At 63.6% G+C, this 25,724-nt stretch carries 32 protein-coding genes; 24 read left to right on the top strand and 8 right to left on the bottom strand.

All coding sequences use genetic code 11. From position 1 onward, the window contains the following. Positions 1-77 precede the first annotated feature (77 nt). Together rimM and trmD are read left to right on the top strand one after the other, a co-directional pair. Positions 78-677, top strand: a complete 600-nt coding sequence (gene rimM / locus NKH89_RS24340) for a ribosome maturation factor RimM (RefSeq protein ID WP_023722717.1) — start codon at positions 78-80, stop codon at positions 675-677. Next, positions 674-1,372 (top strand): tRNA (guanosine(37)-N1)-methyltransferase TrmD, encoded by a 699-nt coding sequence (gene trmD, locus NKH89_RS24335; protein WP_031195242.1) that lies wholly within the window; start codon positions 674-676, stop codon positions 1,370-1,372. Before rimM ends, trmD begins: the two co-directional genes overlap by 4 nt. Here the strand turns inward: trmD and NKH89_RS24330 are convergent. Beyond that, positions 1,354-2,106, bottom strand: a complete 753-nt coding sequence (locus NKH89_RS24330; RefSeq protein WP_023722715.1) for a sulfite exporter TauE/SafE family protein — start codon at positions 2,104-2,106, stop codon at positions 1,354-1,356. The genes trmD and NKH89_RS24330 overlap by 19 nt on opposite strands. 367 nt (positions 2,107-2,473) lie before the next feature. Here NKH89_RS24330 and rplS point away from each other — a divergent pair, with 367 nt between their 5' ends. The 5 genes from rplS (at position 2,474) to leuC (ending at position 7,295) form a co-directional block, all read left to right on the top strand. Then, positions 2,474-3,013: a 50S ribosomal protein L19 gene (gene rplS / locus NKH89_RS24325; protein ID WP_023722714.1), complete on the top strand. Its 540-nt coding sequence runs from the start codon at positions 2,474-2,476 to the stop codon at positions 3,011-3,013. 258 nt (positions 3,014-3,271) lie between these two features. After that, positions 3,272-4,069, top strand: a complete 798-nt coding sequence (locus NKH89_RS24320; RefSeq protein ID WP_031195240.1) for a transporter substrate-binding domain-containing protein — start codon at positions 3,272-3,274, stop codon at positions 4,067-4,069. A gap of 76 nt (positions 4,070-4,145) precedes the next feature. Continuing rightward, a complete protein-coding gene (locus NKH89_RS24315) occupies positions 4,146-4,961 on the top strand; it encodes an amino acid ABC transporter permease (RefSeq protein ID WP_023722712.1) in 816 nt (271 codons plus the stop codon). Between the two features lie 51 nt (positions 4,962-5,012). After that, complete coding sequence (locus NKH89_RS24310) at positions 5,013-5,648, top strand: class I SAM-dependent DNA methyltransferase (protein WP_023722711.1); 636 nt, start codon at positions 5,013-5,015, stop codon at positions 5,646-5,648. Positions 5,649-5,885: 237 nt separating this feature from the next. After that, positions 5,886-7,295, top strand: coding sequence for a 3-isopropylmalate dehydratase large subunit (leuC, locus tag NKH89_RS24305; RefSeq protein ID WP_023722709.1), 1,410 nt, complete (start codon positions 5,886-5,888; stop codon positions 7,293-7,295). A gap of 58 nt (positions 7,296-7,353) precedes the next feature. On the opposite strand, the gene NKH89_RS24300 is transcribed toward leuC, so the two are convergent. Continuing rightward, complete coding sequence (locus NKH89_RS24300) at positions 7,354-7,665, bottom strand: hypothetical protein (protein ID WP_023722708.1); 312 nt, start codon at positions 7,663-7,665, stop codon at positions 7,354-7,356. Positions 7,666-7,826: 161 nt separating this feature from the next. Here NKH89_RS24300 and NKH89_RS24295 point away from each other — a divergent pair, with 161 nt between their 5' ends. Continuing rightward, the gene (locus NKH89_RS24295) at positions 7,827-9,023 is read left to right on the top strand and encodes a GGDEF domain-containing protein (protein WP_352494059.1); all 1,197 of its coding nucleotides are present in this window, start codon (positions 7,827-7,829) and stop codon (positions 9,021-9,023) included. Between the two features lie 78 nt (positions 9,024-9,101). Then, positions 9,102-10,322, top strand: a complete 1,221-nt coding sequence (locus tag NKH89_RS24290; RefSeq protein WP_352588038.1) for a GGDEF domain-containing protein — start codon at positions 9,102-9,104, stop codon at positions 10,320-10,322. Here NKH89_RS24290 and NKH89_RS24285 read toward each other — a convergent pair. Further along, positions 10,306-10,665: a hypothetical protein gene (locus NKH89_RS24285; protein ID WP_031195239.1), complete on the bottom strand. Its 360-nt coding sequence runs from the start codon at positions 10,663-10,665 to the stop codon at positions 10,306-10,308. The genes NKH89_RS24290 and NKH89_RS24285 overlap by 17 nt on opposite strands. A gap of 251 nt (positions 10,666-10,916) precedes the next feature. On the opposite strand from NKH89_RS24285, the gene NKH89_RS24280 reads away from it, so the two are divergent. From NKH89_RS24280 to NKH89_RS24245, 8 genes are all read left to right on the top strand, one after another. Further along, positions 10,917-11,288, top strand: coding sequence for a hypothetical protein (locus tag NKH89_RS24280; RefSeq protein ID WP_352481039.1), 372 nt, complete (start codon positions 10,917-10,919; stop codon positions 11,286-11,288). 242 nt (positions 11,289-11,530) lie between these two features. Next, entirely contained in the window at positions 11,531-11,956 is a 426-nt protein-coding gene (gene sdhC, locus NKH89_RS24275; RefSeq protein ID WP_023722703.1) for a succinate dehydrogenase, cytochrome b556 subunit, read from the top strand. Continuing rightward, on the top strand, positions 11,953-12,348 hold the full coding sequence (gene sdhD / locus NKH89_RS24270) for a succinate dehydrogenase, hydrophobic membrane anchor protein (protein ID WP_352481038.1): 396 nt from the start codon (positions 11,953-11,955) through the stop codon (positions 12,346-12,348). Before sdhC ends, sdhD begins: the two co-directional genes overlap by 4 nt. A 3-nt stretch (positions 12,349-12,351) precedes the next feature. Then, positions 12,352-14,190: a succinate dehydrogenase flavoprotein subunit gene (gene sdhA / locus NKH89_RS24265; protein ID WP_352481037.1), complete on the top strand. Its 1,839-nt coding sequence runs from the start codon at positions 12,352-12,354 to the stop codon at positions 14,188-14,190. Positions 14,191-14,192: 2 nt separating this feature from the next. After that, positions 14,193-14,630, top strand: coding sequence for a DUF3052 family protein (locus tag NKH89_RS24260; RefSeq protein WP_352481036.1), 438 nt, complete (start codon positions 14,193-14,195; stop codon positions 14,628-14,630). Beyond that, on the top strand, positions 14,630-15,409 hold the full coding sequence (locus NKH89_RS24255; protein ID WP_023722699.1) for a succinate dehydrogenase iron-sulfur subunit: 780 nt from the start codon (positions 14,630-14,632) through the stop codon (positions 15,407-15,409). The genes NKH89_RS24260 and NKH89_RS24255 overlap by 1 nt, the downstream gene beginning before the upstream one ends. Before the next feature lie 6 nt (positions 15,410-15,415). After that, positions 15,416-16,228: a nucleotidyltransferase domain-containing protein gene (locus NKH89_RS24250; protein ID WP_023722698.1), complete on the top strand. Its 813-nt coding sequence runs from the start codon at positions 15,416-15,418 to the stop codon at positions 16,226-16,228. Beyond that, on the top strand, positions 16,225-16,860 hold the full coding sequence (locus NKH89_RS24245; protein WP_352481035.1) for a YceH family protein: 636 nt from the start codon (positions 16,225-16,227) through the stop codon (positions 16,858-16,860). The genes NKH89_RS24250 and NKH89_RS24245 overlap by 4 nt, the downstream gene beginning before the upstream one ends. Before the next feature lie 9 nt (positions 16,861-16,869). On the opposite strand, the gene NKH89_RS24240 is transcribed toward NKH89_RS24245, so the two are convergent. The 3 genes from NKH89_RS24240 to NKH89_RS24230 form a co-directional block, all read right to left on the bottom strand. Then, on the bottom strand, positions 16,870-17,268 hold the full coding sequence (locus tag NKH89_RS24240) for a hypothetical protein (protein WP_352910331.1): 399 nt from the start codon (positions 17,266-17,268) through the stop codon (positions 16,870-16,872). Between the two features lie 151 nt (positions 17,269-17,419). Then, the gene (locus tag NKH89_RS24235) at positions 17,420-17,773 is read right to left on the bottom strand and encodes a hypothetical protein (protein ID WP_352481033.1); all 354 of its coding nucleotides are present in this window, start codon (positions 17,771-17,773) and stop codon (positions 17,420-17,422) included. Further along, positions 17,770-17,940, bottom strand: coding sequence for a hypothetical protein (locus NKH89_RS24230; RefSeq protein ID WP_352481032.1), 171 nt, complete (start codon positions 17,938-17,940; stop codon positions 17,770-17,772). Before NKH89_RS24230 ends, NKH89_RS24235 begins: the two co-directional genes overlap by 4 nt. Before the next feature lie 159 nt (positions 17,941-18,099). Here NKH89_RS24230 and NKH89_RS24225 point away from each other — a divergent pair, with 159 nt between their 5' ends. Beyond that, positions 18,100-19,059, top strand: coding sequence for a helix-turn-helix transcriptional regulator (locus NKH89_RS24225; protein WP_352481031.1), 960 nt, complete (start codon positions 18,100-18,102; stop codon positions 19,057-19,059). A 299-nt stretch (positions 19,060-19,358) separates the two neighbouring features. Here the strand turns inward: NKH89_RS24225 and NKH89_RS24220 are convergent, their stop codons facing one another. Continuing rightward, positions 19,359-19,784 carry an OsmC family protein gene (locus NKH89_RS24220; RefSeq protein WP_031195232.1) on the bottom strand — a complete coding sequence of 142 codons (426 nt, stop codon included), beginning with the start codon at positions 19,782-19,784 and terminating at the stop codon, positions 19,359-19,361. A gap of 236 nt (positions 19,785-20,020) precedes the next feature. On the opposite strand from NKH89_RS24220, the gene NKH89_RS24215 reads away from it, so the two are divergent. The 3 genes from NKH89_RS24215 (at position 20,021) to NKH89_RS24205 (ending at position 21,262) form a co-directional block, all read left to right on the top strand. Next, on the top strand, positions 20,021-20,257 hold the full coding sequence (locus NKH89_RS24215; RefSeq protein WP_352481030.1) for a hypothetical protein: 237 nt from the start codon (positions 20,021-20,023) through the stop codon (positions 20,255-20,257). 2 nt (positions 20,258-20,259) lie between these two features. After that, complete coding sequence (locus NKH89_RS24210) at positions 20,260-20,616, top strand: YciI family protein (RefSeq protein WP_031195230.1); 357 nt, start codon at positions 20,260-20,262, stop codon at positions 20,614-20,616. A 118-nt stretch (positions 20,617-20,734) separates the two neighbouring features. Further along, complete coding sequence (locus NKH89_RS24205; protein WP_352481029.1) at positions 20,735-21,262, top strand: hypothetical protein; 528 nt, start codon at positions 20,735-20,737, stop codon at positions 21,260-21,262. A 187-nt stretch (positions 21,263-21,449) separates the two neighbouring features. On the opposite strand, the gene NKH89_RS24200 is transcribed toward NKH89_RS24205, so the two are convergent. Continuing rightward, positions 21,450-22,694 (bottom strand): ubiquinone biosynthesis hydroxylase, encoded by a 1,245-nt coding sequence (locus NKH89_RS24200; RefSeq protein WP_352910409.1) that lies wholly within the window; start codon positions 22,692-22,694, stop codon positions 21,450-21,452. Positions 22,695-22,794: 100 nt separating this feature from the next. Here NKH89_RS24200 and tesB point away from each other — a divergent pair, with 100 nt between their 5' ends. From tesB to NKH89_RS24185, 3 genes are all read left to right on the top strand, one after another. Then, on the top strand, positions 22,795-23,670 hold the full coding sequence (gene tesB / locus NKH89_RS24195; RefSeq protein WP_023722686.1) for an acyl-CoA thioesterase II: 876 nt from the start codon (positions 22,795-22,797) through the stop codon (positions 23,668-23,670). A 219-nt stretch (positions 23,671-23,889) separates the two neighbouring features. Next, complete coding sequence (locus tag NKH89_RS24190; RefSeq protein ID WP_023679755.1) at positions 23,890-24,228, top strand: P-II family nitrogen regulator; 339 nt, start codon at positions 23,890-23,892, stop codon at positions 24,226-24,228. Between the two features lie 31 nt (positions 24,229-24,259). Continuing rightward, positions 24,260-25,681 carry an ammonium transporter gene (locus NKH89_RS24185; protein WP_352481028.1) on the top strand — a complete coding sequence of 474 codons (1,422 nt, stop codon included), beginning with the start codon at positions 24,260-24,262 and terminating at the stop codon, positions 25,679-25,681. Positions 25,682-25,724: the final 43 nt, after the last annotated feature.

Raw genomic sequence — 25,724 nt, 5'->3', positions numbered from 1 at the left:
GTTAGGAAGCGGTGAAGAGCGGCATCATTGAAATGACGACGGGCTGGGGTTAGAGCAAGGCAAAGGATTTTCCGCAGATGAGCAAGCCGCAAAACCCCGTCCAGATGGCCGTGATCGGTGCCGCGCATGGCATCAAGGGCGAATTGCGCGTCAAGAGCTTTACCGGCGACCCGCTGGCGCTGGCCGATTACGGTCCGCTCTACGCCAGGGATGGCCGCGCCTTCCAGATCGTCGATATCAGGCCTGCCAACACGGTGGTGGTGGTGCGTTTCAAAGGCGTCAGCGATCGCAATGCCGCGGAGGCGCTTGCCGGCACCGAATTGTTCGTCGACCGTTCGGTGTTGCCGGACGAGGGCGAAGAGGATGAATTCTACCATGCCGACCTCGTCGGGCTGGAGGTCAAGGATGACACTGGTGCGGTCATCGGAAAGGTCGTCGCCGTGCATAATTTCGGCGGCGGCGACATTCTCGACGTGACGCTGGCGGGGCGCAAAGGCGTGCTCATCCCGTTCACGCAGGCCGCCGTTCCGGAAGTGTCGATCGCCGGCGGCTTTGTCCGCATCGATCCGGCCGCCGCAGGGTTGGTCGAGGACGAGGACGGCGAGCCTGCCGGCCGCGACAGCTTCGACCCCAAAGGCAGGCCGCGCGGGCCGCGGGACGCCGGAGGCAACCGGTGAGTTTTTCCGCTTCGGTGCTGACGCTCTATCCCGAGATGTTTCCCGGCGCGCTCGGCCTGTCGCTGGCCGGACGCGCGCTGGAGACCGGCATTTGGTCGCTCAAGGCGATCCAGATCCGCGACTTTGCCAGCGATCGTCACCGTACTGTCGATGACACACCGGCCGGCGGTGGCGCCGGGATGGTGATGCGGGCGGACGTGCTGGCCAGCGCCATCGACCATGCCTCGCCGCCGGGCGATCTGCGTCCAAAACTGCTAATGAGCCCGCGCGGCAAGCCGCTGACGCAGCGCCGTGTGCGCGAGCTCGCCGGCGGGCCGGGTGCGGTGATTGTCTGCGGCCGCTTCGAAGGCGTCGACCAGCGGGTCATCGAATCGCGAGGCCTCGAGGAAGTCTCGATCGGCGACTTCATCCTGTCCGGCGGCGAGCCGGCGGCACTTGTGCTGTTAGACGCCGTGGTGCGGCTGCTGCCCGGTGTCATGGGCAATGCGGTGTCGGGCGACGAAGAGAGCTTTGAGAACGGCCTGCTCGAACATCCGCACTACACGCGGCCGCAGGAGTTCGAGGGCCGGCCGATCCCCGAAGTGCTGATTTCGGGCAATCACAAGAAGATCGCCGCCTGGCGGCGGGCCGAGGCGGAAAAGCTGACGAAAGAGCGAAGGCCTGATCTTTTGGCCGCTCAGCCCTTGTCGAAATAGTAAAACGCCAGGAACAGGCCGACCGCGATGACGAAGCCGCGCACCGCGTTCTGTGGCACGCGCCTGGCGATCCAGACGCCGGCATAGCCGCCCAGCGCGCCGCCTGGGATCATGATGATCGCCTGCAGCCAGGCGATGACGCCGCCGGAGACAAAGACCAGGATGGCGACCGCAGCTATGACAACGGCCAGCATGTTCTTCAGTGCGTTCAGCCGGTGATAGTCGCCGGACTGGGTGAGGCCGAGCGTCGCCAGCATCATGACGCCCATGCCCGCGCCGAAGAAGCCGCCATAGACGGCAGTGGCGAACTGCGCCAGCGATCCGACCAGCGAACCCACCGCGGCCTCATGCTCCGGCTTGGGCGCCGGCTTCAGCCATGGCCCGGCAGCGAACAACGCCGTCGCCGCCAGCAGCAGCCACGGCACCAAGGCGCGGAACGACGGGTTGTCGAGCCCTAGAAGGATGAGCGCGCCAGACAGCGCACCGAAAGCCGAAATGAGGCTGAGCAGCAGTGCGCCGCGCCAGAAATGCTTGATGTCGTGCCAATAGGCGAGCGTCGAGGTGATGTAGCCAGGAAATTGCGTCACCGACGATGTCGCATTGGCGACGATCGGCGGCAGGCCGGCCAGGGTCATGGCGCCAAAGGTTATGAACGTGCCGCCGCCGGCAACTGCGTTGACCGCGCCTGATAGAAAGCCGGCGAGAAAGAGCAGGACCGCGTCCAAGATTGGCATGAGGGGTGTCGTCGCTGGAGGAAAATGCTTATCTTCCGGCTTAGAAAGCTTGACGCGCGGGCGCAACCCCCTGGACCACAAGCGATCATGGGATTGCCACAGCGGGCGCCAGTCAAAAGAAGCAGCGCCAAAAAAGAAACAGCGAAGGCGTGACAAAGCGCCGAAATAGCTGTATGTGCGCGCCGAACCGGAAGAAAATCTGCCAAGAGCGATCTTCTGGCCCGTCAACAATGACGGTGTAGTCGCCCCTGCCCGATGTTCTCGAACAGACGTTCTCGAACGAAGGGCATAGCCGAGCGGTCGATGCGACTGCAAGGCGAGTGTCGGACGCTCTGACTGTCGGAAGAACAAGAAGTGGATTTATGAGATGGATATCCTCCGTCAGCTCGAGGCCGAGCAGGCCGCCAAGATCGAAGCCAAGCGCAAGCTTCCCGAATTCCAGCCCGGCGACACCGTGCGCGTCCAGGTCCGCGTGACCGAAGGCACCCGCACCCGTGTCCAGGCCTATGAGGGCGTCGTCATCGCCCGCGCCGGCGCCGGTTTCCAGGAGAGCTTCACCGTTCGCAAGATCTCCTACGGCGAAGGCGTGGAGCGTGTGTTCCCGGTCTATTCGCCGATGGTCGAGGGCGTCGAGATCGTGCGCCGCGGCAAGGTGCGTCGCGCCAAGCTGTATTACCTGCGCGATCGTCGCGGCAAATCGGCCCGTATTTCGGAAAACACCGGCGTGCGCGCCCGCAAGCTGAACGACGAAGAGCGCGATGCGCTGAACGCCGAGAAGGCGCGCATCGAGGCCGAGAAGGTGGCCGCCGCCCAGGCGCTGGCCGCCGAGAAGGCAGCGCAGGACGCCGCCGAGAAGAAGGCCGCCGACGAGGCAGCCAAGGCCGCGGAAACAGCTGCCGCCGAATAAGGCGTCTTCAAAACCCATGTTTTCGGAAAGGCGGCTTCGGCCGCCTTTTTGTTTCGCGAGGTGGATTCGATTTTGCCAGTCCCGCAATCGATACGGATCGTTCCGTAATGCCGTCGTTGAAAGCATCGGAAATCCATTTTCGTGCCGAGCGGCGCATCGGAGCGGCTTGCAAGGCGCCTGCGGAAAGCTAAAGTCGGCGCCGGATTTTCCTGCATGCCTCGGCCGATCGAGGCGGTTCAGTTCCTGGGGAGCATAGTCATGATCAATTCGAAACTGCTGCTGGCCGGCCTGCTGGCTTGCCTTCTTGTGCCTGTCGCGGCTATGGCGCAGGTGTTGCCCGACCTCGGCGGCAAGAAAGTGGTGGTGGTGACGGAAAACGCCTATCCGCCGCTGCAGTTCATCGATGCCAAGACCGGCAAGCAGATCGGCTGGGAATATGACGCGATGAACGAGATCGCCAAGCGGCTGAATTTCAAGGTCGAGTACCAGAATACTTCCTGGGACGCGATGATCCAGGCGGTTTCCGACAACCAGTACAACATTGGCATGACCGGCATCACCATCAAGGACGACCGCAAGCAGAAGGTCGATTTCTCCGACCCGTATATGCGCTCGGAACAGTTCATGCTGGTGCGCGGCGACGAGAAGCGCTTCAGCGATGCCAAGACGTTCGCTGCCTTCAAGGACGGGCTGATCGGCGCGCAGGCCGGTACCACGCCGTTCTACACCGCGGTCTACAGCGTCCTCGACGGCAATGAACAGAATCCGCGCATCAAGCTGTTCGAGACATTCGGCGCGACGGTGCAGGCGCTGAAGTCCGGCGACGTCGACGTCGTGCTCACCGACGGCACTGCCGGCAAGGGCTATGTCGATGCGTCCAATGGCGGCCTTAAGCTGATCGGCGGCCCACTCGGCACCGAGGATTTCGGCTTCATTTTCCCCAAGGGCTCCGACCTGGTGAAGCCGGTCAACGCGGCAATCGCCGCGCTCAAGGCCGACGGCACGCTCGACGCGCTCAACAAGAAGTGGTTCCTCGACTACAAGATGGGGCAGTAGGACTTTTGTCGCGGGTGCCGGGTGATGCGCGGGAACTCGTGCTGACTCTGGGCGACTCTGTCACCGGTATTGCTTGATGCCGCCGGCGCCCCCAGCCTCCGCCAAATCCGACTTCCCGTGGTGGCTTGCCGTGGCAGTGACGATCGCCTTGGCCGCCGCCATCTTCATCGCCGCCAGCGACCTCTATGCCCAGGTGTTCGCGACCGTCGCCAAGGGCATCGGCGTCACCATCTTCGTCACCGTGGTCGCCTTCACGCTGGCTTGCGCCATCGGGCTTGGCGTGGCGCTGATGGGGCTGTCGGGCTCACGCTGGCTCAGCCAGATCGCCCGCTTCTACGTCGAGATCATCCGCGGCGTGCCGATCCTAGTGCTGTTGTTCTGGATCGCCTTTGCTGGCGCGCCGGCCTTCGTCGCGGCATGGAACGCGCTGACGGCGCCGCTGCAAAGCGCCGGCCTGTTCGGTGAGCTGCTGGTACGCGACGTGTCGCTGCTATGGCGCGCCATCATGGCGCTGACCATCGGCTATTCCGCTTTCATCTCGGAGGTCTTCCGCGCCGGCATCCAGGCGGTCGAGAAGGGTCAGATCGAGGCGGCGAAGGCGCTCGGGCTGACGCGCACGCAGCGCTTCCGGCTGATCGTCTTTCCGCAGGCGATCCGCACCATCCTGCCGCCGCTCGGCAATGATTTCGTCGCCATGGTCAAGGATTCCTCGCTGGTCTCGGTGCTCGGCGTCGCCGACATCACCCAGATGGGCAAGATCTACGCCGCCGGTTCGTTCCGCTTCTTCGAAACCTATTCGATCGTCGCCTATATCTATCTCATCCTGACCGTCGGTCTGTCGCTGGCGTTGCGGGCGCTGGAGAAGCGGCTGCGGCACCAGCATGGGGAATAGAAGGCAGGCGAAAACGGCGCTACCATCGAACGAATGCGACCGGGGAGAACCATGATCATCGACAAAGCCAATGCGGCGCTGGAAGCAGTCTACACGGCCGACACGCCTGAGGCGCTCGCCAAAGCCTATGCGCAATGGGCTGCGACCTATGACAGCGAAACCGCGGCGCTCGGCTATCTCCTGCCGTTCCTGATCGCCGCCTGGGTGGCGCGCCACGTGCCGTCAGGCGAAGGGCCGCTGCTGGACGCCGGCTGCGGCACCGGCCTGTCGGGGCCGTCCCTGAAGGCACTCGGCTACCACCATATTGCCGGGCTCGACCTGTCGCAGGACATGCTGAAAATCGCCGGCAGCCGGCAGGCCTACAGCGAGCTGAAACAGGCGATGCTCGGCGGGCCATTGCCCTGGGCGGACGGGTATTTTCGCGCCTTCTTCTCGACCGGCGTGTTCACCATCAGCCACGCGCCGGCGTCCGGCCTGCGTGAACTGGTACGCATCACCAGGAAGGGCGGCCACGCCATCTTCACCGTCCGTGACCAGGTATTTGAAAGCGGCGGGTTTCAAGCCGTGTTTGACGAACTGGAGCAGGCGAAAAAATGGCGGCCGGTCGAGGAGAGCCCATGGTTCCGCTGCTATGCGATCGCCGAGCCCGACGCGCTGGTGAAGACGTTTGTGTTCGAGGTGCTGTGAAGCGCCTGCGAAGGCCGCCACGATTGCTGAAAAGCCAAAACATTGATAAGAGCAGCGCCATGGAAGAGCTTTTTGGCGATCCGGCCTATAAGGGTTTCGTGCTGCAGGACAGAAAACGCCTGCCGTCGCGATTTTCGGCGCGCGTCTGCGGGGCGCTGACCAGCCGACTTAGCTAAGGCAGACTCGCCGGGCCGACCGGCGTCCTTTTCCTTTTTTTAAATCGACGGATTTACGCAAATGAGCGCACCGCGCACCCTCTACGACAAGATTTTCGACGACCATGTGGTCGACCGCCAGGACGACGGCACCTGCCTGCTCTACATCGACCGCCACCTCGTCCACGAAGTCACCAGCCCGCAGGCTTTCGAAGGCCTGCGCATGACCGGCCGCAAGGTTCGGCATCCGGAAAAGACGCTGGCCGTGGTCGATCACAATGTGTCGACCTCGCCGGAACGCAAGTTTGGAATCAAGAACGAGGAAAGCCGCATCCAGGTCGAGGCGCTCGCCAAAAACGCCAAGGATTTCGGTATCGAATACTATTCCGAGAAGGACATCCGCCAGGGCATCGTCCACATCATCGGGCCGGAGCAAGGCTTTACGCTGCCCGGCATGACCATCGTCTGCGGCGACAGCCACACCTCGACGCATGGCGCGTTCGGCGCGCTGGCGCATGGCATCGGCACCTCGGAAGTCGAGCATGTGCTGGCGACGCAGACGCTGATCCAGCGCAAGGCAAAGAACATGCTGGTGCGTGTCGACGGCGCGCTGCCGGAAGGCGTCACCGCCAAGGACATCATCCTTGCCATCATCGGCGAAATCGGCACGGCCGGCGGCACCGGCTATGTCATCGAATATGCCGGCGAAGCGATCCGTGCGCTGTCGATGGAAGGCCGCATGACGATCTGCAACATGTCGATCGAAGCCGGCGCCCGCGCCGGCCTGATCGCGCCCGACGAGACCACCTTCGCCTATGTCAAGGACAAGCCGCGCGCCCCCAAGGGCGAAGCCTGGGATGCCGCGCTCGCCTATTGGAAGACGCTGCAGTCCGACGAAGGCGCGCATTTCGACAAGGTGGTCGTGCTCGACGCGGCAAAGCTGCCGCCGATCGTCTCCTGGGGCTCCTCGCCCGAGGACGTCGTTTCGGTCCAGGGCATCGTGCCGAACCCGGACGACATCACTGATGAGAACAAGCGCACCTCCAAGCAACGCGCGCTCGACTATATGGGCCTGACGCCGGGCACCAAGATCACCGATATCGAACTCGATCGCGTCTTCATCGGCTCCTGCACCAATGGCCGCATCGAGGATCTGCGCGCCGCCGCCAAGGTGATCGAGGGCAAAAAGGTCAATCCGCGGGTCAGTGCGATGATCGTGCCGGGCTCCGGCCTGGTCAAGGAACAGGCCGAGGCCGAAGGTCTCGACAAGATCTTTGTCGCCGCCGGTTTCGACTGGCGCGAGCCGGGCTGCTCGATGTGCCTTGCCATGAACGACGACCGGCTGAAGCCGCATGAGCGCTGCGCCTCGACCTCGAACCGCAATTTCGAGGGCCGCCAAGGCTTCAAGGGCCGCACCCATCTGGTGTCGCCGGCAATGGCGGCAGCAGCAGCGATCGCCGGCCATTTCGTCGATATCCGCGAGTGGAAATAGCGCAGGGCACGCAGTCGGATATGAGTTGCCCGAGCCGCAGTGCGGTTCGGGCATTTCTTCAGCTGGGGCGCCTGACGAATTCGTGGAATCCCTCACGGCGGCCGGGTTGGTCCTTTGCGACGACCAGCGCCAGTTGGCGCTCGTCGAAGAGCTTGAACCATTCGTCCCATTCGACCAGTTCATAGCCGCCGGCATTGATCGGGCGTTCGGCCTCGTCCTGATCCTGGTAGGCGTGCTGGCCGAAGACCAGCCTCAGCATGGCCTGGGTTCCGGCTTCAGGCGACACGTCGACGATCGCCGGAAAGCCGGCGCGCGCCGCGGCCCATGAGCGAATTGCATCGTGATCCGTCAGCATGATCGTGTCGGCCATCGGAGCGTCTCCTGGTTGCCGTCGTGAAACGCCGCCCGCCGTTCCCGGTTCCGTCCAGCAGCTTCACCGATGAATCCGTCGTATATTCGCCTTCGCTTAACCGCTTGTTTGGGCTTCCGCTCTAATGTCTCCTCAGGGGAAGCGAGGGGAACTTACAGCGCTTGGACACCGGCCTGCTCATAGCGCTGCTCAATCCAGGCATCGCCCTCACACTCGGCGCGGCATTTCTCGTGCTGTGGTTCTATCAGCGCCACCGTCCCTATCTGATCGTGCTGGCGGCGGGCTACTCGGCCTCGGCCGCAGGCTTCCTGCTCCAGTATTTCACGCTGCCGGTCGGTATGGCGCCGACCAAGCTCATGTCCATCCTATGCTTCACCTTCGCGACCTGCTGTCTCGCCGGCGCGGTCATCGCGCGCTACGGGCGGCGCGTGCCGTATCCAGCGATCGGCATTCTGGCGGCCGGCGGCCTTGCCGCGGTCTCATGGTTTCTCTTTGCCCGGCCGGATATCACCTGGCGGATCCTTGCCATCAATTTCAGCTTCGGCGGCATCAGCCTGGTTGTCGCCGCCGAGCTGCGCGTGGTGCGCAACAACGGCCCGACGGAAATGATCCTGTTCGTGCTGTCGCTGCTTTCCGGCCTGAACTTCCTGGTGCGGACCCTTGCCGTCGTCATCGCGCATGGTCCATTTGCCAGCTATGAAGGGCTTTACTCCTCGTCCTATTGGACGACGGCACTGCTGTCGCATGCGCTGCTGTCGCTGCTTATCGCGCTTTGCCTGTTCGGCGCCGCCGCGCTCGATGTGATGAAGGCCCTGAAGACCGAAACCCTGACGGACCCGCTGTCGGGCCTGCTCAACCGCCGTGGCTTCGAGGAGCGCGCCATGCTTGTCCTGCAGCACTGTGCCACGGCGCGATTGCCGGTTGCGCTGGTGTTGGCCGATCTCGATCATTTCAAGGCGCTCAATGATCAGCATGGCCACGCGGCCGGGGATCGCGTCATCGCCGACTTCGCCGCCAAGCTTCTATCGGCTGCAGGCACGCGCGGCGTTGCCGGCCGCATCGGCGGCGAGGAGTTCGCCGTGCTCTTGCCGCTCAGTGACCTTGGCGCGGCAAGACTGTTTGCCGAAGCCATTCGCACGCTCTATTCGGCGGGCAGAATCGACGGGCTTCCGCCCGACACAAGAGTGACCGCGAGCTTCGGCGTGGCCGCCCGTACGGGCGACGAAGGGCTGGACCCGCTGATGCGCCGTGCCGACGAAGCGCTCTACAAAGCCAAGAGAAATGGCCGCGACAGCGTGTGCCTGTCCTATCAGCGGCCTGAAACGGTGTTCTTTCCCGATCGGACCAGTGCCGGCTGAGCGTCAGCGGCGGCCTCGAATTAACGTCTTTTTCGCGCCTCGGTGGTTTGCTGTTCGGCGGGGAGTGCCAAAAACGCAATGGGCAGCGCCAATTTCATCCTGGTGATCAACCTGTTCGTTGCCGGGCTGCTGGCGGCGGCCTTCATGACGATCGCCGTCTATGGCGCAGGACGGGTGTCGGCGCGCTGGCTTGCGTTCGGCTATGTACTGGGCATGGCCTATTTCGCCATCGAATTCAGCATCCCTGCCTTCGACAATGCACGACCGCTGGTTGTTGCAGCCTTTGCCGCTTTCCTTGGCGCTACCGTCGCCTTCAATGGCGGGCTTGCCCATAAATACGGCGTTTCGCGCCCTTGGCCGCCGATGCTCTTCTTCCTGGTCTTCGCCACCGTGGCGGTCTACGTCGTACAGGACCTGCAACGTCAATCCTTTGTGCGCATGGCGGCCTACCAGTTTCCCTATGCGGCCATGCAATTCACCGGGCTGACGATCGTCTTGTCGTCCAGGCAAAGACGCGAGCGGCTCGACTATATGCTGATGGCTGTCCTGGCAGCCAGCACCTTGCAGTTCGCCAGCAAACCCTTCATCGCCCATACGCTTGGCGGCTGGGGCGCCAACCCGCAATCTTATGCGCAGACCAGCTACGCGTTGGTGTCGCAGTCTATCGGCACCGTGTTCGGCCTGGCGCTTGCGCTGGTGACGTTGGCTATCCTGGTCCGCGACGTGCTCGCCGAGGCGACGTCGAAATCGGAAACCGATACGCTTTCACGGCTGCTCAACCGTGGCGGCTTCGAGCGCCATGCCGAGATCGCACTGCGCGACGCCATGCGGCGGGCTGTCTCGGCGGCACTGGTCATTGCCGATCTCGACCATTTCAAGCGCATCAACGATACGTACGGCCACGCGTCCGGCGATCGGGTCATCGAGACCTTTGCCGGTTTTCTCCGCGATGCCGCGGCCGACCATCATGTCGCCGGCCGGATCGGCGGCGAGGAATTCGCTATTTTCCTGCCGGGGACCAATCTAGCCGCCGCCCGGCTCTTTGCCGAGGGCACGCGTACCGCCTTCGGTGCCACGCCCATCGACTGCCTGCCGGCGGATCATCGCTGCAGCGCCAGCTTCGGCATTGCCGAGCTTGGTCCGGGCGAAAGCTTTTCCGACCTGCTGCGGCGCGCCGACAAAGCGCTCTATCAGGCGAAGGGCAGCGGCCGCGATTGCGTGCGTGTCTCGGCCGGGCCGGCTGCTGCCCAGCCGGCGCCGGCGACAAACGGCAGCGCGGCCGTCAGCGGCACGGGCTGAGCTCCGGCATCTCGCCGTCGGAGAGGCCGTACATATAGCTGCGGCCCTTCACGAAAACCGGCGGCCTGTAGCAGTCGCCGTTTCGGACCTCATCCGAGTCGTTTTCATAGATCACCTCGGGCTGGCCGGCGCTGGTGTAGTCGGACAATTCCTTGGCCAGCTTGCCCTCGCCGACGAGGATGCGCTTGTAGCCAGCGGCGCTTTCGATGACTAGGTTGCCGAAGGAATCGGCATAGACGCGGTCGTGGTGGCGCGTTCCGGCGAATGCCGGTGCGGCGATGCCGACGGCGAGCGCCGCCAATAGGAACCCACGAAGGCACGATCTTGCTGAATTCGAATGCATGGCGAGCTGCTCCATTGCTGAGAGGCAAGCCTCCTCGAATCAGAAATTAACCTTTTATTAACCTTTGTTAAGAGGGCAACCGCCGCCGCCGCGAGGTCTCGGAAAACATGGTTAATATTCGAGCGGCCACCGGCCATCATTCGGCCATGCTTGTTCCCACCATCGCCGGCATCGAGCGCGACTCAAAAAGCATGAAATCCGGCGGCTTGCCGGGGCATCGCGGCCGGTTTCGAGGCGCGGGGAAGCAGCATATGAGATTACGCCGCACGTTTCGAATAGCGCTGGCCGTCTCCTCGCTGCTGGCTGCCGCCGCCTGCACGCCGCAGACCAGTGCGCCCAAGCTCGGGAATACAGTGGCCGCTTCTGTCGCGATCACTCCAACCGAATCGACACCGCAGCCGCGCACGGCGACCTACAAATGCGCCGACGGGAGCATGATGACCATCGAGAATCTCGGCACGTCGGTGCGTGTGCTCGGCCCGGACGGCACCAGCTCCGAGCTGCCGGCCTCACCCGCCAATCAGACCAGCCGGTACGGCGAGGCGCATGACGCAATTGTGATCGACGGGCGCGACGCATTGGTGATGAAGGGCGGCGCCTCACCGGTGGCCTGTACACGCTGATCGACCCGGCGCGGCAGCCATATTTTGCAGTGCAGCGACATTGTGCCGGCTCAAGGCCACAGCCCTAATCGATTGAAGCTGAAACCTTCGTTTTCATCAGACTAAATTACGTTTTCAAAACGGTTTTCCGGCTTTGACGCGGTGCAAAAAGAGCATTAGAAACCGGCTGTCCGAAGTCGCAACCGGAAGCGGTAATGCCGCATTTCCACCTGAGGCTCCAGAGACGCCGAACTGGGGGAGCCATGAGCAAATCACCAGCCACCCGCGAATTTACCAGACGTGAACGGCCGCTTTCGCCGCATCTGACCGTCTATCGGCCGCCGATCACCATGACGATGTCGATCGTCCACCGCATCACCGGCGGGGCGCTCTATTTCGGCACGCTGCTGGTCGCGCTGTGGCTGATGGCGGCGGCGAGTTCGGAGGCGACCTTCAATGCCGTCAACTGGGCCTTCGGCTCGTGGCTCGGGCGGCTGGTGCTGTTCGGCTACAGCTGGGCGCTGATGCACCACATGCTGGGCGGCGTGCGCCATCTTATCTGGGACACGGGGGCCGGGCTGGAAAAGCATACGGCCTCGAGGATCGCCTGGGCGACGCTGGCCGGCTCGGTCACGCTGACGCTGCTGATCTGGATCGCCGGCTACATGGCGCGGGGGAGCCTGACATGACCGGCAAAAACACCGATATGCGCACGCCGCTGGCCAGGGTCCGCGGCCTCGGTTCGGCCCGCGAGGGCACCGGCCATTTCTGGCGCCAGCGGCTGACGGCGATCTCCAACATCCCGCTGGTCCTGTTCTTCGTCGGCTTCCTGATCGCACTCAACGGCGCCAGCTATCTCGAGGTGCGCGCCGCACTTGCCAATCCGTTCGTGGCACTGGTGCTGGCGCTGGTGCTGCTGTCGGTGCTCTACCACATGCGGCTCGGCATGCAGGCGATCATCGAAGACTATGTGCATGGCGAGGGCACCAGGCTGGCGTTGCTCGCGCTCAACACATTCTTTCCCGTAGTCGTCGGCGTCGCCTCGGTCTTCGCCCTGCTTAAACTGGCATTTGGAGGCTGATTTTTGGCCAAGGACGCGAAGAACGCCAATACGGCTTCCGCCTATAGCTATGTCGACCACAAATTCGACGTCGTGGTCGTCGGCGCCGGCGGTGCCGGCCTGCGCGCCACGCTCGGCATGGCCGAGCAGGGCCTGCGCACCGCCTGTATCACCAAGGTGTTCCCGACGCGCTCGCACACGGTCGCCGCTCAGGGCGGCATCGCCGCCTCGCTCGCCAATATGGGCCCCGACAACTGGCAGTGGCATCTCTTCGACACGGTCAAGGGCTCGGATTGGCTGGGCGATACCGACGCGCAGGAATACATGGTGCGCGAGGCGCCGGCGGCGGTCTACGAACTCGAACATTACGGTGTGCCCTTCAGCCGCACCGAGGACGGGAAAATCTACCAGCGCCCGTTCGGCGGCATGATGATGAATTTCGGCGAGGGGCCGCCGGTGCAGCGCACCTGTGCGGCCGCCGACCGCACCGGCCATGCCATGCTGCACACGCTCTACGGCCAGTCGCTGAAGCACAATGCGCAGTTCTTCATCGAGTATTTCGCGCTCGACCTGATCATGGAGCCGGACGGCACCTGCACCGGCGTCGTCGCCTGGAACCTCGACGACGGCACCATCCACCGTTTTTCGGCCAAGATGGTGGTGCTGGCGACCGGCGGCTATGGCCGCGCCTATTTCTCGGCCACCTCGGCGCATACCTGCACCGGCGATGGCGGCGGCATGGCCGCACGCGCCGGCCTGGCGCTGCAGGACATGGAGTTCGTGCAGTTCCACCCGACCGGCATCTACGGCGCCGGCTGCCTGATCACCGAGGGCGCGCGCGGCGAGGGCGGCTATCTCGTCAATTCCGAAGGCGAGCGCTTCATGGAGCGCTATGCGCCGTCGGCTAAGGACCTTGCTTCGCGCGACGTGGTCTCACGTTGCATGACGCTGGAGATCCGCGAAGGCCGTGGTGTCGGCCCGAAGAAGGACCACATCTTCCTGCATCTCGACCATCTCGATCCGGCCGTGCTGCACGAGCGGCTGCCTGGCATTTCGGAATCGGCAAAGATCTTTGCCGGCGTCGACCTGACCAAGGAACCGATCCCGGTGCTGCCGACCGTCCATTACAATATGGGCGGCGTGCCGACCAATTACTGGGGCGAGGTGCTCAACCCGACCGCCCTGAACCCGGACCAGGTGTTGCCCGGGCTGATGGCCGTCGGCGAGGCCGGCTGCGCCTCGGTGCACGGCGCCAACCGGCTGGGTTCGAATTCGCTGATCGACCTGGTGGTGTTCGGCCGTGCGGCGGCGATCCGGGCCGGCCAGGTGATCGACCGCAACGTCGCGATCCCGTCGCCCAACGAAGCCTCGGTCGAAAAGATCATGGACCGCTTCGACCGGCTGCGCCACGCCAACGGTTCGACGCCGACAGCGGTTTTGCGCGAAAAGATGCAGAAGGCGATGCAGGAGGACGCGGCGGTGTTCCGCACCCAGGAATCGTTGGAAAGCGGCTGCAGGCGCATTTCGCAGATCTGGGGTGAACTCGGCGACGTCAAGGTGTTCGACCGCTCGATGATCTGGAACTCCGACCTGGTCGAGACGCTGGAGCTGGAAAACCTGATGGCCAACGCCATCACCACCGTCTATGGCGCCGAAGCGCGCAAGGAAAGCCGCGGGGCGCACGCGCGGGAGGACTTTTCGGCCCGCGACGACGCGAACTGGCGCAAGCATACGCTGGCCCGGCTCAACGAGGCCGGCGAGGTAGCGCTCAGCTACCGGCCGGTGCACACCGAGACGCTGCTTAAGGAAGCAGACGGCGGCATCAACCCGGCCAAGATTGCGCCGAAGGCCAGGGTGTATTGATCATGGCGCTGGCGGCAGCTGGATATTCCGGCACGCCCCTTCCGGCCAAGCTCGGCCTGAAGGACGGGATGATTGCCGCCTTCGTCGCCTTGCCGCCCGAGCTGGACGACCTTGCCGAAGCAGTGGACTTTGCCGAGCTCGACCGGCTGGCCAACTGGTCAGCGATTTCAGGCGTTCATGAGAAATACGATGCCGTGCATGCTTTCGCCCGGCGGCGTGTCGAAATCGAGGACCGTCTTGGCGACGTAGAAGCGGCGATTAAGCGGCACGGCATGGTTTGGGTGTCGTGGCCAAAGAAGGCATCGAAAGTGCCGACCGACGTCAGCGAGGACGTTATTCGTTCCGAGGCGCTGAAGCTCGACCTCGTCGACGTCAAGGTCGCCGCGATAAACGAGATCTGGTCCGGGCTGAAGCTCGTCATCCGAAAGGACCTGAGGTAATGGTCGAACTCACGCTTCCGAAAAACTCGAAGATCATGGCCGGAAAAACCTGGCCGAAGCCGGAGGGCGCGACCAACCTGCGCGAATACCGCATCTACCGTTGGTCGCCGGACGATGACGAGAACCCGCGCATGGACACGTATTTCGTCGACATGGACGATTGCGGGCCGATGGTGCTCGACGCGCTGCTCTGGATCAAGAACAAGATCGACCCGACGCTGACGCTGCGCCGTTCCTGCCGCGAAGGCATTTGCGGCTCCTGCGCCATGAACATCGACGGGTCGAACACGCTGGCCTGCACCAAGGGCTGCGACGACATTTCCGGCGCGATCAAGGTCTACCCGCTGCCGCACATGCAAGTGGTCAAGGACCTTGTGCCCGACCTCACCAATTTCTACGCCCAGCACGCCTCGATCGAGCCGTGGTTGAAGACGGTGTCGCCCGAGCCGGCCAAGGAATGGCTGCAGAGCCATGAGGACCGCGAAAAGCTCGACGGGCTCTACGAGTGCATATTGTGCGCCTGCTGCTCGACCTCCTGCCCGAGCTACTGGTGGAACGGCGAGCGCTATCTCGGCCCGGCGACGCTGCTGCAGGCCTATCGCTGGCTGATCGATTCCAGGGACGAGGCAACGGGCGAGCGGCTCGACAATCTCGAAGACCCGTTCCGGCTCTATCGCTGTCACACGATCATGAACTGCGCCCAGACCTGCCCCAAAGGGCTCAACCCGGCCAAGGCGATCGCCGAGATCAAGAAGATGATGGTGGAGCGACGGGTTTAGCAGCAGATGAAGCAGCTACCTGCCGATTTTTCATCTGACGCCGTCGCGGCGATCCGGGCGCGACTCGATGTCGTGCGAACGCAAGGCGTGACGATCCTGTTCGCCATCGAAAGCGGCAGCCGCGCCTGGGGGTTCCCGTCTCCCGACAGCGACTATGACTGCCGTTTCGTCTATGTCAGGCCGGCATCGGATCACCTTGTGTTGGAACAGGCACGCGACGTGATCGAATTTCCCATCGAAGGCGAGATCGATGCCGGTGGCTGGGATCTGCGCAAGGCCTTGCTGCTCGGGCTCGGCGGCAATGCCGTCATCGTCGAATGGGCAAAATCATCAATCGTCTACGAAGAGGTCACGGGATTTCGGCGGCGCCTTCTCGACCTGCTTGCCGAGATCGTCGATCCGGCAAAAGTAGCGCGTCACTATCTCGGCCTGGCGCGTTCACATGTTGCCAAGATCGGCAGCTTTTCCGGCGAGGTGAAGCTGAAGAAGCTGTTCTATCTCATTCGACCACTGGTCGCGTTGGACTGGATGGAGCAGCGCGGCCTCGCCGGTCTACCGCCGATGAACCTTGGCGAGTGCATCGACCAGATCGAGATGCCAGCGCAGGCAAGCGATGAAATCCGCAGCCTGATCGACCGCAAAAGCCAGACGCGGGAAATGGGGACCGGTCTCATCCCGACGGCGATCGCGCGCTATCTTGAGGCGCGCTATGGTCACCACGAAATGAACCTTGCCGGCGTGATCCGGGATGAAGCCCGCCAGGCGCGAAACCGTGTCCTTGCAACCGACTTTTACCGCCGGGAGGCTGAACTTCAATGAGCGATGAGCTTCCCATCCTCTCCCCCATCGAGGCGCGTGTGCTCGGCTGCCTGATCGAGAAGAAGGAGCTGACGCCCGACGTCTATCCGCTGACGCTCAATGCGGCACTTGCCGCGGCCAACCAGAAGACGGCGCGCGAGCCGGTGATGTCGGTCGAGCTGGCCGAGGTCAGGCGGGCGCTTGGCCAGCTGGAGCAGAAGGGCCTGGTCAGGCAGGTGTTCGCGTCGCGCGTCGAGCGCTACGAGCATGTCGTGGCGCAGCGCTTTTCCCTGACCTCGGCGCAGATCACGCTGCTCGGCCTGTTGCTGCTGCGCGGCCCGCAGACGGCTTATGAATTGCTGGCACGAAGCGAGCGCATGGCGCGGCTGCCGTCGATCGACGAGCTCCGCGGCAATCTCGATCTGCTGATCGGCCGCAGGCCGCCGCTGGTGCAGCAGATCGACCGCGGCCCGGGCCAGCGCGAGGACCGTTATGTCCAACTGCTCAGCGGGCCGGTGCAGCTGTCGGCTGCCGCGGCGCCCCAGCAATTGCCCTTGCCGGCCTCGGATCTGGAAATGCGCGTGCAGGCCCTCGAGCAGGAGGTCGCGGCATTGCGCGCCCGCCTCGACGCGCTGACCGGGGAGGGGCACTGAATCGCGACCTCACCTCCTGCTGTAGACGCCGCTCGCCTCGCCCCCCGGATCGACCAGCCGCAACTGCCGGCCATTCAGCTGCCAACTCAGCGAGACCGGCTTCAGGTCGCCGGCGCCGAACTTCCAGGTGCCGGTCAGATCGGGCCGGCAGCCATTGACGGATTTGTAGGTTCCGGCCTTAGGCGTGAAGACCAGCGTCGAGCCGTGCACGGTCGTCGTGCCCGTCTTCACCGTCAGCGACTGGATCTGGCCGCAGCCGTCGACCAGCGAGGATTCGAACAGCGCATATTGCGTGCGCCCGTTGGCGCCGAAGGTGAAGGAGATGCTGCCGCCGCTGCCCGGCGCACAGTGGCCGAGCGTCGTGCAATAATCGCCGCTGGCGACTGCAAAGCCCCATTTGCACCCCATTTGCCGACAAGTGCTGGTGGTATCGAGCCCTGGCGCGAACGGGCTGTCTGCCCCTTGCCTTGGCCGGCGGCATCGGCCGGGCCGACGGCCAGGCAACCGGTCAGGCCCGCCAGTGTGACAAAAACCGCCAGGCGCGCGGGTGAGGAGCCGGTCAGCATCCCTTGCTCGCGATAAGCTTGTGCAGATGGGCAAGCCGCGTGGCTATGACATTGTTGACGATCGCTGTTTTGCCAGGCGGTGCCATGCCGCCATATTTCTTCGGCGAAGGCCCATGGTTCCTGGCCTCCTCGTAGCCGGCGGCCTGTTGCCGCAACTCGGCACAGGACATGCCGGCATATTTCGCCTGCTCCTGCGGGCTGATGACACCCGATTGCGCCATGCCGATGGAGTTTGCCGCCGCCATGCCGCCGAGGCCGACAGCCGCGGAAATCGGATTGAGGCCGACGCAGCCGGAAAGGCCAAGGCACAGCATCGGCGCCGCCAAAAAGGCATATCGCAGGCTCATGGCTGACGCTCCCCGATGCGTGGTGGCAGCTTTAGGTCGCGATCATGGGTGGCGGTTTTTCCGAGCGCAAGCGACAGGAGATAGACGCGCGGATTAAAGCCCGCCGAGGCGAGCGCCGACAGCGTCCTGAACAGTTGCAGGTGATACATCGAACCCCCTGTGGTCATTGCCGATGGATTTCCGGTTTTGGAAACGGGCTGCAAACTACGTCCGATGGAGACAAGCCGGCTTGGACGAGACGGCCCTAAAAACGGCCTAAACGGCCCTGTATTGACGTTTCAGGGGGCTCGGCGCATATCAGCGCGCTCTCGGGCTGGGGGATGCCGATGAATGCGACGACCTCATTCAGGCTGATGACGGACGCGTTTCCGGAGCAGGATCGCGTCGAGGTGATGCGCCAGGTCTACGGCCGCACGGTCCTCAAGGTCGATCTCGATCCGCTCGCACCGACGCATGTCGACATGAAGGTGCGTGCGCTGCCCGGCCTCGGCATTGCCACCGGCACCTCCTCGGAATTCCGGGCGCATCACTCGATGCCGCTGATCGACAGCGACGACCTCATCCTGTTGGCGGCGCTCGATGGCGCGAGCGTCATGAAGCATCGCGGCCGCGAGGAACCGATCGGCAACGGCCGGGCGCTGATGATGAGCGGCGAAGAGGTCGGCCTCAACCTCATCCAGCCCGGCGGCATGCGCTTCGTCAATATGAGCTTCTCGCTGAGGCAGCTTTCGCCGCTGATCGGCGATCCGGCTTCGGTGCTTATGCAGCCGTTGCCGACCACGAGCGGGGCGATGCGGCTGCTGCTCGACTATGTCCAGTCGATCCAGGATGCAGACGATGCGCTGACGCCGGAAACCTGGCAGCTGGCCGCGACTCACATTTTCGACCTTGCCGCGCTTGCCATGGGGGCGACCAGGGATGCCGCCGAAATCGCGCGTGGCCGCGGCGTGCGGGTGGCGCGATTGCGCGCCATCAAGGCCGATATCGTCGCCCATGGCGGGCACGGCGAGCTGTCCGCCGAAGACATCGCCGCCCGCCACCATCTCTGCGCCCGCTATGTGCGAAAGCTGTTCGAGAGCGAAGGCACGTCGCTGTCGGACTTCATGCTGCGCCAGCGGTTAGTGCGCGCGCATCGCATGCTAGGCGATCCTTCTCATGCCGGCCGCAGCATCACTGCAATCGCCTTCGAGGTCGGCTTCAACGACCTTTCCTATTTCAACCGGGCGTTCCGGCGGCGCTATGACGCGACGCCGTCGGACGTGCGCGCTGCGGCCTTAAAGAACTGACATTGGGTCACGCCCGGGCATGATGGGAGCCCGTGGGGCGAGGCCCCCGACCTCTCAAGACTGGGTTCCTCGCCCACCGCGAAGCGGGGTGGCCGCGAAACGGCCGGAGAGGGGGCTTCATAGAGCGCGGTTCCCCTCTCCGTCTCGGCTTCGCCGAGACACCTCTCCCACTGTCGTGGGGCGAGCAACCCAAGCTGGAATAAAGCCGCGATCTTCCCTCTATCCTGCCAGCCCCCCGCAAGGGAGATTGGATGGCCGCTATGCTGTCGCCAATCATCGACCGGCTGTTCGATGCAGACTCACCCGAGCCTGGCGTCGAGCGATACTTTGATGGCGCCGAGCGCTTTCGAGACTGGGCATTCGGCCTTGGCCTTTTCGGCCAGTTCCTTGAACTTGGCGGCATCGATGCCCGGCACCTTGCCGACCAGCGTGATCGCGCTGCCGGTGATGCCGGTGCCGGGGACCAGCGTTACCACGGCCTTGGCGTCGAGCTCGGCAGCCGGAGTGCCGTTCTCGGCGAGGAAATGCGAAAGCTGCATGGCGTAGCAGCCGGCATGGGCGGCGGCGATCAGCTCTTCCGGGTTGGTGCCGGATTTGCCGCTCTCGTCCTCAAAACGCATCTTGGCAGAATAGGGCGTACCTTTCAGCGTCCCGCTCTGGGTTTCGAGCGTGCCTTTGCCTTCCTTGAAAGTGCCTTTCCAAACGGCGTTGGCGGTGCGGTCCATCAATTCCTCCTTGATTGTCGTGATTGAGCCCGTGATCGGCATCCAGTCGACTATAGCGCGCGCTGGAGCGAAGGCCACCCGCGCTTTCGTATCGGCGGCAGCGTGACACATCATGGTCAGGCAAAAAATCGCTCGGGCAAAAAATTCAAAAAAATACGCGTGCAAAAATGTCGACTTTCCCCTGTCCCGGCCGTCCTGCGGGCGGCCATGGAATTGGTGGCCGGATGGAGGACCACATGAACAATCTATTTTCTGCTCACTGGACAAACACCAGCCACAGGGCCGGTGAACAACAAGCCGACTGGTCGCGCGTGCCGCCTTCCGGCTTCGGCCGGCTGCTTGCGGCGATTGCCATTATCGGGATTGCGGTGTCCTTTCTGGATTATGCAGCGGGGCTCGATCATACAGCGGGCAAAGGCGCGGCCGAGATTTCCCTAGCCTCGGCTGCCGCTTCAACCCAGGAATGGAGGTAAAGATGAAATACGTTTGCCTGGTCTACGGTGAAGAAAAAGATCTCTACGCAATGACGCCTGCGAGGCTGGCCAAGCTCGACGCCGATTCGCTGGCCTATGACAGGTCGGTGGCACAAAGCGGCCGGCTGATCATCGCGCAGGCGCTGCAATCGGTGCAGACGTCGAAAACCGTGCGCCGGCGCAAAGGCAAGCGGCTGGTCACGGACGGCCCCTTCGCCGAGACCAAGGAGCAGTTGCTCGGTTTCGTCATGATCGAGGCCGGGGACGTCGACGAGGCGCTGGAGATCGCCGGCGGCATTCCGCTGGCAGAAATCGGCACGATCGAGGTGCGGGCGATCTACAATGTGCCGGGGTCGTAGAGATGTCGGCGGCCGGCGACTGGCGCAGGCTTTTGTTTTCTTCGATTGACGCAACTTTTGCGTGTTGAAGCGAAGCAACACTTCTCTTATCGTCGCCCGAGATTGGGGGATCTTGGGCATGCATATATTGATTGCTGCAATCGGCCTGCTGGGGGCAGCGGCGTTCTGGTGGTACCGGCTGAAGACCATGAACGACGCGGCGCGTGAGGTTGCCGACGTCGTTGGCCGCGTCCAGGGCAATGTCCGCCGCAAGAAACTGCGCAAGCAGGCGGCGCTCTCGCCGTTGACGGCGATCGACGATCCGGTCGTGGCGGCGGCGACGCTGATCACCGCCATCGTTTCCGAACATGGTCCGGTGCTGCCGCAACGCGAAGCTGCCATTCGATCGGTGATCTCGGAGATTGCCGACAAAAAGCAGACCGATGAAGCGGTGATCTATGCCAAATGGGCGGCATCGCAAATCGACGACGCCACGGTCGTCATCGACAAGCTGGCACCGTTCCTGCGCGAACGCCTCGACGCGGCTGAAAGGAACGATCTGCTGCAGATGGTCAGCCGTGTCACGGAAGTCGGCGTGCAAAGCCAGCAGATTTCCGACCAGCGCATGCTCCGGCTGCGCCAGAAGCTGGGCTTTGAAGTCAATTAGGGTGTGCTGATATTCAGGTGATGCCGGCCTGCAAAGGGTGGCTTCCTGCGCTTCCTATTCTCACGTACCCAAACGCACGCTCCGCTCTGGTTCTCGGAAGCCACTGTTGGTCGCTTCGCGCCCCGTCTTCGACTCCGGCTCGGCCTGACCTGAATCTCAACACATCCTGGCATGTCTGTGAGATGGATCAGATCGCCTCGCCCTTCAACAGCTTCGGCGTGTCGCCGGACAGACCCGACGCCTGGCGGATGAAGAACCCCTTCAGCCGCGGCATGCGTTCGACAAGGCCAAGACCGACGTCGCGCAACGTACGCAGCGGGCCGAAATCGTTGGAAAACAGCCGGTTCAGCACATCGGTGGTGATGCCCATCTGCACCGTGTCGAAGCGCCGCCATTGCTGGTAGCGCTCAAGCACGTCGAGCGCGCCGATGTCCTGGCCGAGCCGGTCGGCCTCGACCACCACCTCAGCAAGTGCCGCCACGTCCTTGAAGCCCAGATTGAGGCCCTGGCCGGCGATCGGGTGGATGCCGTGGGCGGCGTCGCCGGCCAAGGCGATGCGCGGCGCGACGAAGGCGCGCGCAATGGTCAGCCCGAGCGGCCAGGCGCGGGGCTTGTCGGCGATATGGATTTCGCCGAGCTTGAGGCCAAAGCGATGCTCGAGCTCATACTCCAGGACCAGGGTGTCGCCCGCGACCAGCTTTTCGGCATCCTGCGACCGTTCGACCCAGACGATCGACGAACGGTTGGTGCCGTCCTTGCCCGGCTTGAGTGGCAGCGTGGCAAAGGGGCCGGCCGGAAGGAAATGCTCTTCGGCGCGGCCGTTGTGCGGCCGCTCATGCGCCACCGTGCAGACGATGCCGGACTGGCCATACTCCCATTTCACCGTTTTGATGCCGGCCATGTCGCGCAGCTTCGAGTTGACGCCGTCGGCGGCGACCAGCAGCCGCGCCTTAAGCGTCGCGCCATCGGCAAGATGCACGGTGATGCCGGCGCCGTTGGTATCGAAGGCGCTGACGGCGACGCCCTCGATGATGCCGATGCCGAGCTGTTCGGCGCGCCGGCGCAAGGCGCCGTTCAAATCCTTGTTGGCGACCATATGCGCAAAGGGTTCGCCGGGCGCGACCTCGCCGTCGAAGGTGAGGAACACCGGACGGACCGGATCCGTTGTGCGCGAATCGGTGACGATCATTTCGGTGATCGCCTGCGCCTCCGGCGTGATCTCGTTCCAGACGCCGAGCTGGTCGAGCATGCGGCACGCGGCGGCTGCAATCGCCGAGGCGCGGCCGTCCTTCTGCCAGACGCCGGCGGGTGCTGCGTCGACGACGGCAACGGCGAGGCTCGGCCGCGCCTGCTTCAGCGACACGGCGGCGGCCAGGCCGATATAGCCGGCGCCGGCGACCAGAACGTCGAGCGAATTTTTGCTGTCCACCATGGCAATTCCTTTCGCAGCCTGACTGTCGCCGGGCATTCCGCCCTTGACTGCCCGCTGTTCCTGTCGGAAACCGCCATGGTAATTTTGCGGCGAGGTCAAGATGACGGCAGCCATGGACGAGCTTCTCGGCATTCTCGACCTCGAGCAGCTGGAACACAACCTGTATCGCGGTCGCAGCCCCAAGCTCGACTGGCAGCGCATCTTCGGCGGCCAGACCATCGCCCAGGCGCTTGTCGCCGCGCAGCGAACGGTCGAGGCCGAGCGCCATGTGCACTCGCTGCATGGCTATTTCATGCGACCGGGCGACACCAAGGTGCCGATCATCTACGAGGTCGACCGCATCCGTGACGGCGGCTCCTTCACCACGCGCCGCGTCGTCGCGATCCAGCACGGCCAGGCGATCTTTTCGCTGGAAGCCTCATTCCAGCAGGATGAGGTCGGCCTGGAACATCAGGTGCCGATGCCGCAGGACGTGCCGGCGCCCGACACATTGCTGTCGCAGCGCGAATTGCTGGGCAAGTTCGGCGAAGCCGTGCCCGATGGCATCAAGCGCTATTGGGAGCGCGACCGGCCGATCGAGATGAAGCCGGTGATGCTGAAGCATTACACCAGCCGGGAAAAGCTCGAGCCGAAGCAGAACATCTGGATCCGCACCACCGGCCCGGTGCCGGCCGACCGCGCCACGCAGGCGGCCGTGCTCGCTTACCTCTCCGACATGACGCTGCTCGACACCTCGACCTTTGCCCATGGCCGCGCCATTTTCGATCGCGACATCCAGGCAGCGAGCCTCGACCACGCCATGTGGTTCCATCGCAGCCATCCGCTCGACGACTGGATGCTGTACACGCAGGACAGCCCGTCAACGCAAGGATCGCGTGGCTTTACCCGCGGCTCGCTGTTTGCCCGCGACGGCACGTTGATCGCCTCGGTTGCCCAAGAAGGACTCATCCGGCTGAAGCGGCCGCCTGCGGAGTAGGCATTTTTTTAAATTTGCCTATTTTTTAATCAGTTGCATTGCCGCGACTGTGAACAGGCAGCCGACAAACCTTCCCGATTTCCTTGTTTAACAACAGCTTAACACCCTGCTTCGGCAATTGGCACGGAGCTTGAATCCTAGCGGGCACTCTCCGGCTCTCATGGGGATCGGCGAAGTCGTGCAAACGCGGGGACCCGCAACAGCAAAGGGTGAAACCTTATGAAGATCGTGATGGCAATCATAAAGCCGTTCAAGCTCGACGAGGTGCGCGAGGCGCTCACCGCAGTCGGCATCCAAGGCCTGACCGTCACCGAAGTAAAAGGCTACGGACGTCAGAAGGGGCACACGGAAATCTATCGCGGAGCGGAATACGCGGTCAGCTTCCTGCCGAAGATCAAGATCGAAGTCGCGGTCGCCGTCGACATGGTCGACAAGGCCGTCGAAGCCATCACCGCGGCGGCCAAGACCGGCCAGATCGGCGACGGCAAGATCTTCGTTTTCGGCATCGACCAGGCGGTGCGCATTCGCACCGGCGAAACAGACACCGACGCGCTTTGAGCCGCGGACACGTATTCCAATGGAGAGTTCAATGAATATTCCTTCCACCTTGAAGATAACGGGACGCGCGGCCGTTTTGGGTTCGCTCGCTCTCGCTGCACTGGGCACGGTTGCTGCGTTCGCTCAGGAAGCGGCTCCGGCAGCACCGGCAGCGGCGCCGGCATTCACCGTCGACAAGGGCGACACGACGTGGATGATGATCTCCACCATTCTGGTGCTGCTGATGACCATTCCCGGCCTTGCCCTTTTCTACGGTGGCCTGGTTCGCGCCAAGAATATGCTGTCGGTGCTGATGCAGGTCTTCACCATCACCAGCGTGGTCATGATCGTCTGGGTTTTCTACGGCTACAGCCTGGCCTTCACCCCCGGCAACGCCTTCGTCGGTGGCCTTTCCAAGATGTTTCTGGCCGGCGTCGACGTGACGACGGTGTCCGAAACCTTCACCAAGGGCGTGGCCATTCCCGAACTGGTGTTCGTCCTCTTCCAGATGACCTTCGCCTGCATCACGCCTGCCCTGATCGTCGGCGCCTTCGCCGAACGCATCAAGTTCTCCGCCGTGATCCTTTTCACCATCCTCTGGGTCACCTTCGTATACTTCCCGATCGCTCACATGGTGTGGTTCTGGGGCGGCCCGAGCGCTTATAGCGATCCGTCGGGTCTCATCTTCGGCTTCGGCGCCATCGACTTCGCCGGCGGCACCGTCGTTCACATCAATGCGGGCATTGCCGGCCTTGTCGGCGCGCTGATGATCGGCAAGCGTATCGGCTACCAGAAGGACGTCATGGCGCCGCACTCGATGACGCTGACCATGGTCGGCGCCTCGCTGCTGTGGGTCGGCTGGTTCGGCTTCAATGCCGGTTCGAACCTGGAAGCGAACGCCTATGCCGTGCTGGCCATGGTCAATACGTTTGTCGCCACGGCGGCGGCGGCAGTGACCTGGATCGTGCTTGAAACGCTGCTGCGCGGCAAAGCATCCATGCTTGGCGCCGTTTCGGGTGCTGTCACCGGCCTCGTCGCCGTGACACCTGCCGCCGGCTTTGCCGGACCGATGGGCGCCATCGTGCTCGGTCTCGTCGCCACTTGCGTCTGCTACTTCTTCGTCTCGGTGGTGAAGAACAAGTTCGGCTACGACGACAGCCTCGATGTTTTCGGCATCCACTGCATCGGCGGCATCATCGGCGCGCTCGGCACCGGTATCCTGGTCAATCCCGCTCTCGGCGGCGCCGGCATCGTCGATTACTCGACAGCCGACTTCGCCGCCGGCTACGCCGGCACGGCCACCCAGCTGATGTCGCAGTTCAAGGGTGTGCTGGTGACAATCCTGTGGTCGGGTATCGGCAGCGCGATCCTCTACAAGATCGTCGACCTGATCGTCGGCCTGCGTCCGACAGCCGATGCAGAGCGCGAGGGGCTCGATCTCACCTCGCACGGCGAAGTGGCCTATCACCCGTAAGCTCGTCCGGGGCGGCCTCGGCCGCCTCGCGACGTCCCATCCC

Source organism: Mesorhizobium sp. M0923 (assembly GCF_040319365.1).
Classification (GTDB): domain Bacteria; phylum Pseudomonadota; class Alphaproteobacteria; order Rhizobiales; family Rhizobiaceae; genus Mesorhizobium.
Note: the sequence above shows the minus strand (reverse complement) of the source record. Positions and strands in the feature narration are given on the sequence as shown.

Coding starts and splice junctions, on each gene's coding strand:
- NKH89_RS24200 (WP_352910409.1), bottom strand. CDS start 22,694: ATGGTGGACAGCAAAAATTCGCTCGACGTTCTGGTCGCCGGCGCCGGC.
- NKH89_RS24220 (WP_031195232.1), bottom strand. CDS start 19,784: ATGGACCGCACCGCCAACGCCGTTTGGAAAGGCACTTTCAAGGAAGGC.
- NKH89_RS24210 (WP_031195230.1), top strand. CDS start 20,260: ATGAAATACGTTTGCCTGGTCTACGGTGAAGAAAAAGATCTCTACGCA.
- NKH89_RS24300 (WP_023722708.1), bottom strand. CDS start 7,665: ATGGCCGACACGATCATGCTGACGGATCACGATGCAATTCGCTCATGG.
- rplS (WP_023722714.1), top strand. CDS start 2,474: ATGGATATCCTCCGTCAGCTCGAGGCCGAGCAGGCCGCCAAGATCGAA.
- NKH89_RS24190 (WP_023679755.1), top strand. CDS start 23,890: ATGAAGATCGTGATGGCAATCATAAAGCCGTTCAAGCTCGACGAGGTG.
- NKH89_RS24230 (WP_352481032.1), bottom strand. CDS start 17,940: ATGACCACAGGGGGTTCGATGTATCACCTGCAACTGTTCAGGACGCTG.
- leuC (WP_023722709.1), top strand. CDS start 5,886: ATGAGCGCACCGCGCACCCTCTACGACAAGATTTTCGACGACCATGTG.
- sdhC (WP_023722703.1), top strand. CDS start 11,531: ATGAGCAAATCACCAGCCACCCGCGAATTTACCAGACGTGAACGGCCG.
- NKH89_RS24240 (WP_352910331.1), bottom strand. CDS start 17,268: ATGGGGTGCAAATGGGGCTTTGCAGTCGCCAGCGGCGATTATTGCACG.
- NKH89_RS24260 (WP_352481036.1), top strand. CDS start 14,193: ATGGCGCTGGCGGCAGCTGGATATTCCGGCACGCCCCTTCCGGCCAAG.
- sdhD (WP_352481038.1), top strand. CDS start 11,953: ATGACCGGCAAAAACACCGATATGCGCACGCCGCTGGCCAGGGTCCGC.
- NKH89_RS24245 (WP_352481035.1), top strand. CDS start 16,225: ATGAGCGATGAGCTTCCCATCCTCTCCCCCATCGAGGCGCGTGTGCTC.
- tesB (WP_023722686.1), top strand. CDS start 22,795: ATGACGGCAGCCATGGACGAGCTTCTCGGCATTCTCGACCTCGAGCAG.
- NKH89_RS24255 (WP_023722699.1), top strand. CDS start 14,630: ATGGTCGAACTCACGCTTCCGAAAAACTCGAAGATCATGGCCGGAAAA.
- NKH89_RS24330 (WP_023722715.1), bottom strand. CDS start 2,106: ATGCCAATCTTGGACGCGGTCCTGCTCTTTCTCGCCGGCTTTCTATCA.
- NKH89_RS24310 (WP_023722711.1), top strand. CDS start 5,013: ATGATCATCGACAAAGCCAATGCGGCGCTGGAAGCAGTCTACACGGCC.
- NKH89_RS24315 (WP_023722712.1), top strand. CDS start 4,146: ATGCCGCCGGCGCCCCCAGCCTCCGCCAAATCCGACTTCCCGTGGTGG.
- NKH89_RS24290 (WP_352588038.1), top strand. CDS start 9,102: ATGGGCAGCGCCAATTTCATCCTGGTGATCAACCTGTTCGTTGCCGGG.
- NKH89_RS24185 (WP_352481028.1), top strand. CDS start 24,260: ATGAATATTCCTTCCACCTTGAAGATAACGGGACGCGCGGCCGTTTTG.
- rimM (WP_023722717.1), top strand. CDS start 78: ATGAGCAAGCCGCAAAACCCCGTCCAGATGGCCGTGATCGGTGCCGCG.
- NKH89_RS24320 (WP_031195240.1), top strand. CDS start 3,272: ATGATCAATTCGAAACTGCTGCTGGCCGGCCTGCTGGCTTGCCTTCTT.
- NKH89_RS24235 (WP_352481033.1), bottom strand. CDS start 17,773: ATGAGCCTGCGATATGCCTTTTTGGCGGCGCCGATGCTGTGCCTTGGC.
- NKH89_RS24250 (WP_023722698.1), top strand. CDS start 15,416: ATGAAGCAGCTACCTGCCGATTTTTCATCTGACGCCGTCGCGGCGATC.
- NKH89_RS24205 (WP_352481029.1), top strand. CDS start 20,735: ATGCATATATTGATTGCTGCAATCGGCCTGCTGGGGGCAGCGGCGTTC.
- NKH89_RS24285 (WP_031195239.1), bottom strand. CDS start 10,665: ATGCATTCGAATTCAGCAAGATCGTGCCTTCGTGGGTTCCTATTGGCG.
- NKH89_RS24280 (WP_352481039.1), top strand. CDS start 10,917: ATGAGATTACGCCGCACGTTTCGAATAGCGCTGGCCGTCTCCTCGCTG.
- NKH89_RS24225 (WP_352481031.1), top strand. CDS start 18,100: ATGAATGCGACGACCTCATTCAGGCTGATGACGGACGCGTTTCCGGAG.
- NKH89_RS24215 (WP_352481030.1), top strand. CDS start 20,021: ATGAACAATCTATTTTCTGCTCACTGGACAAACACCAGCCACAGGGCC.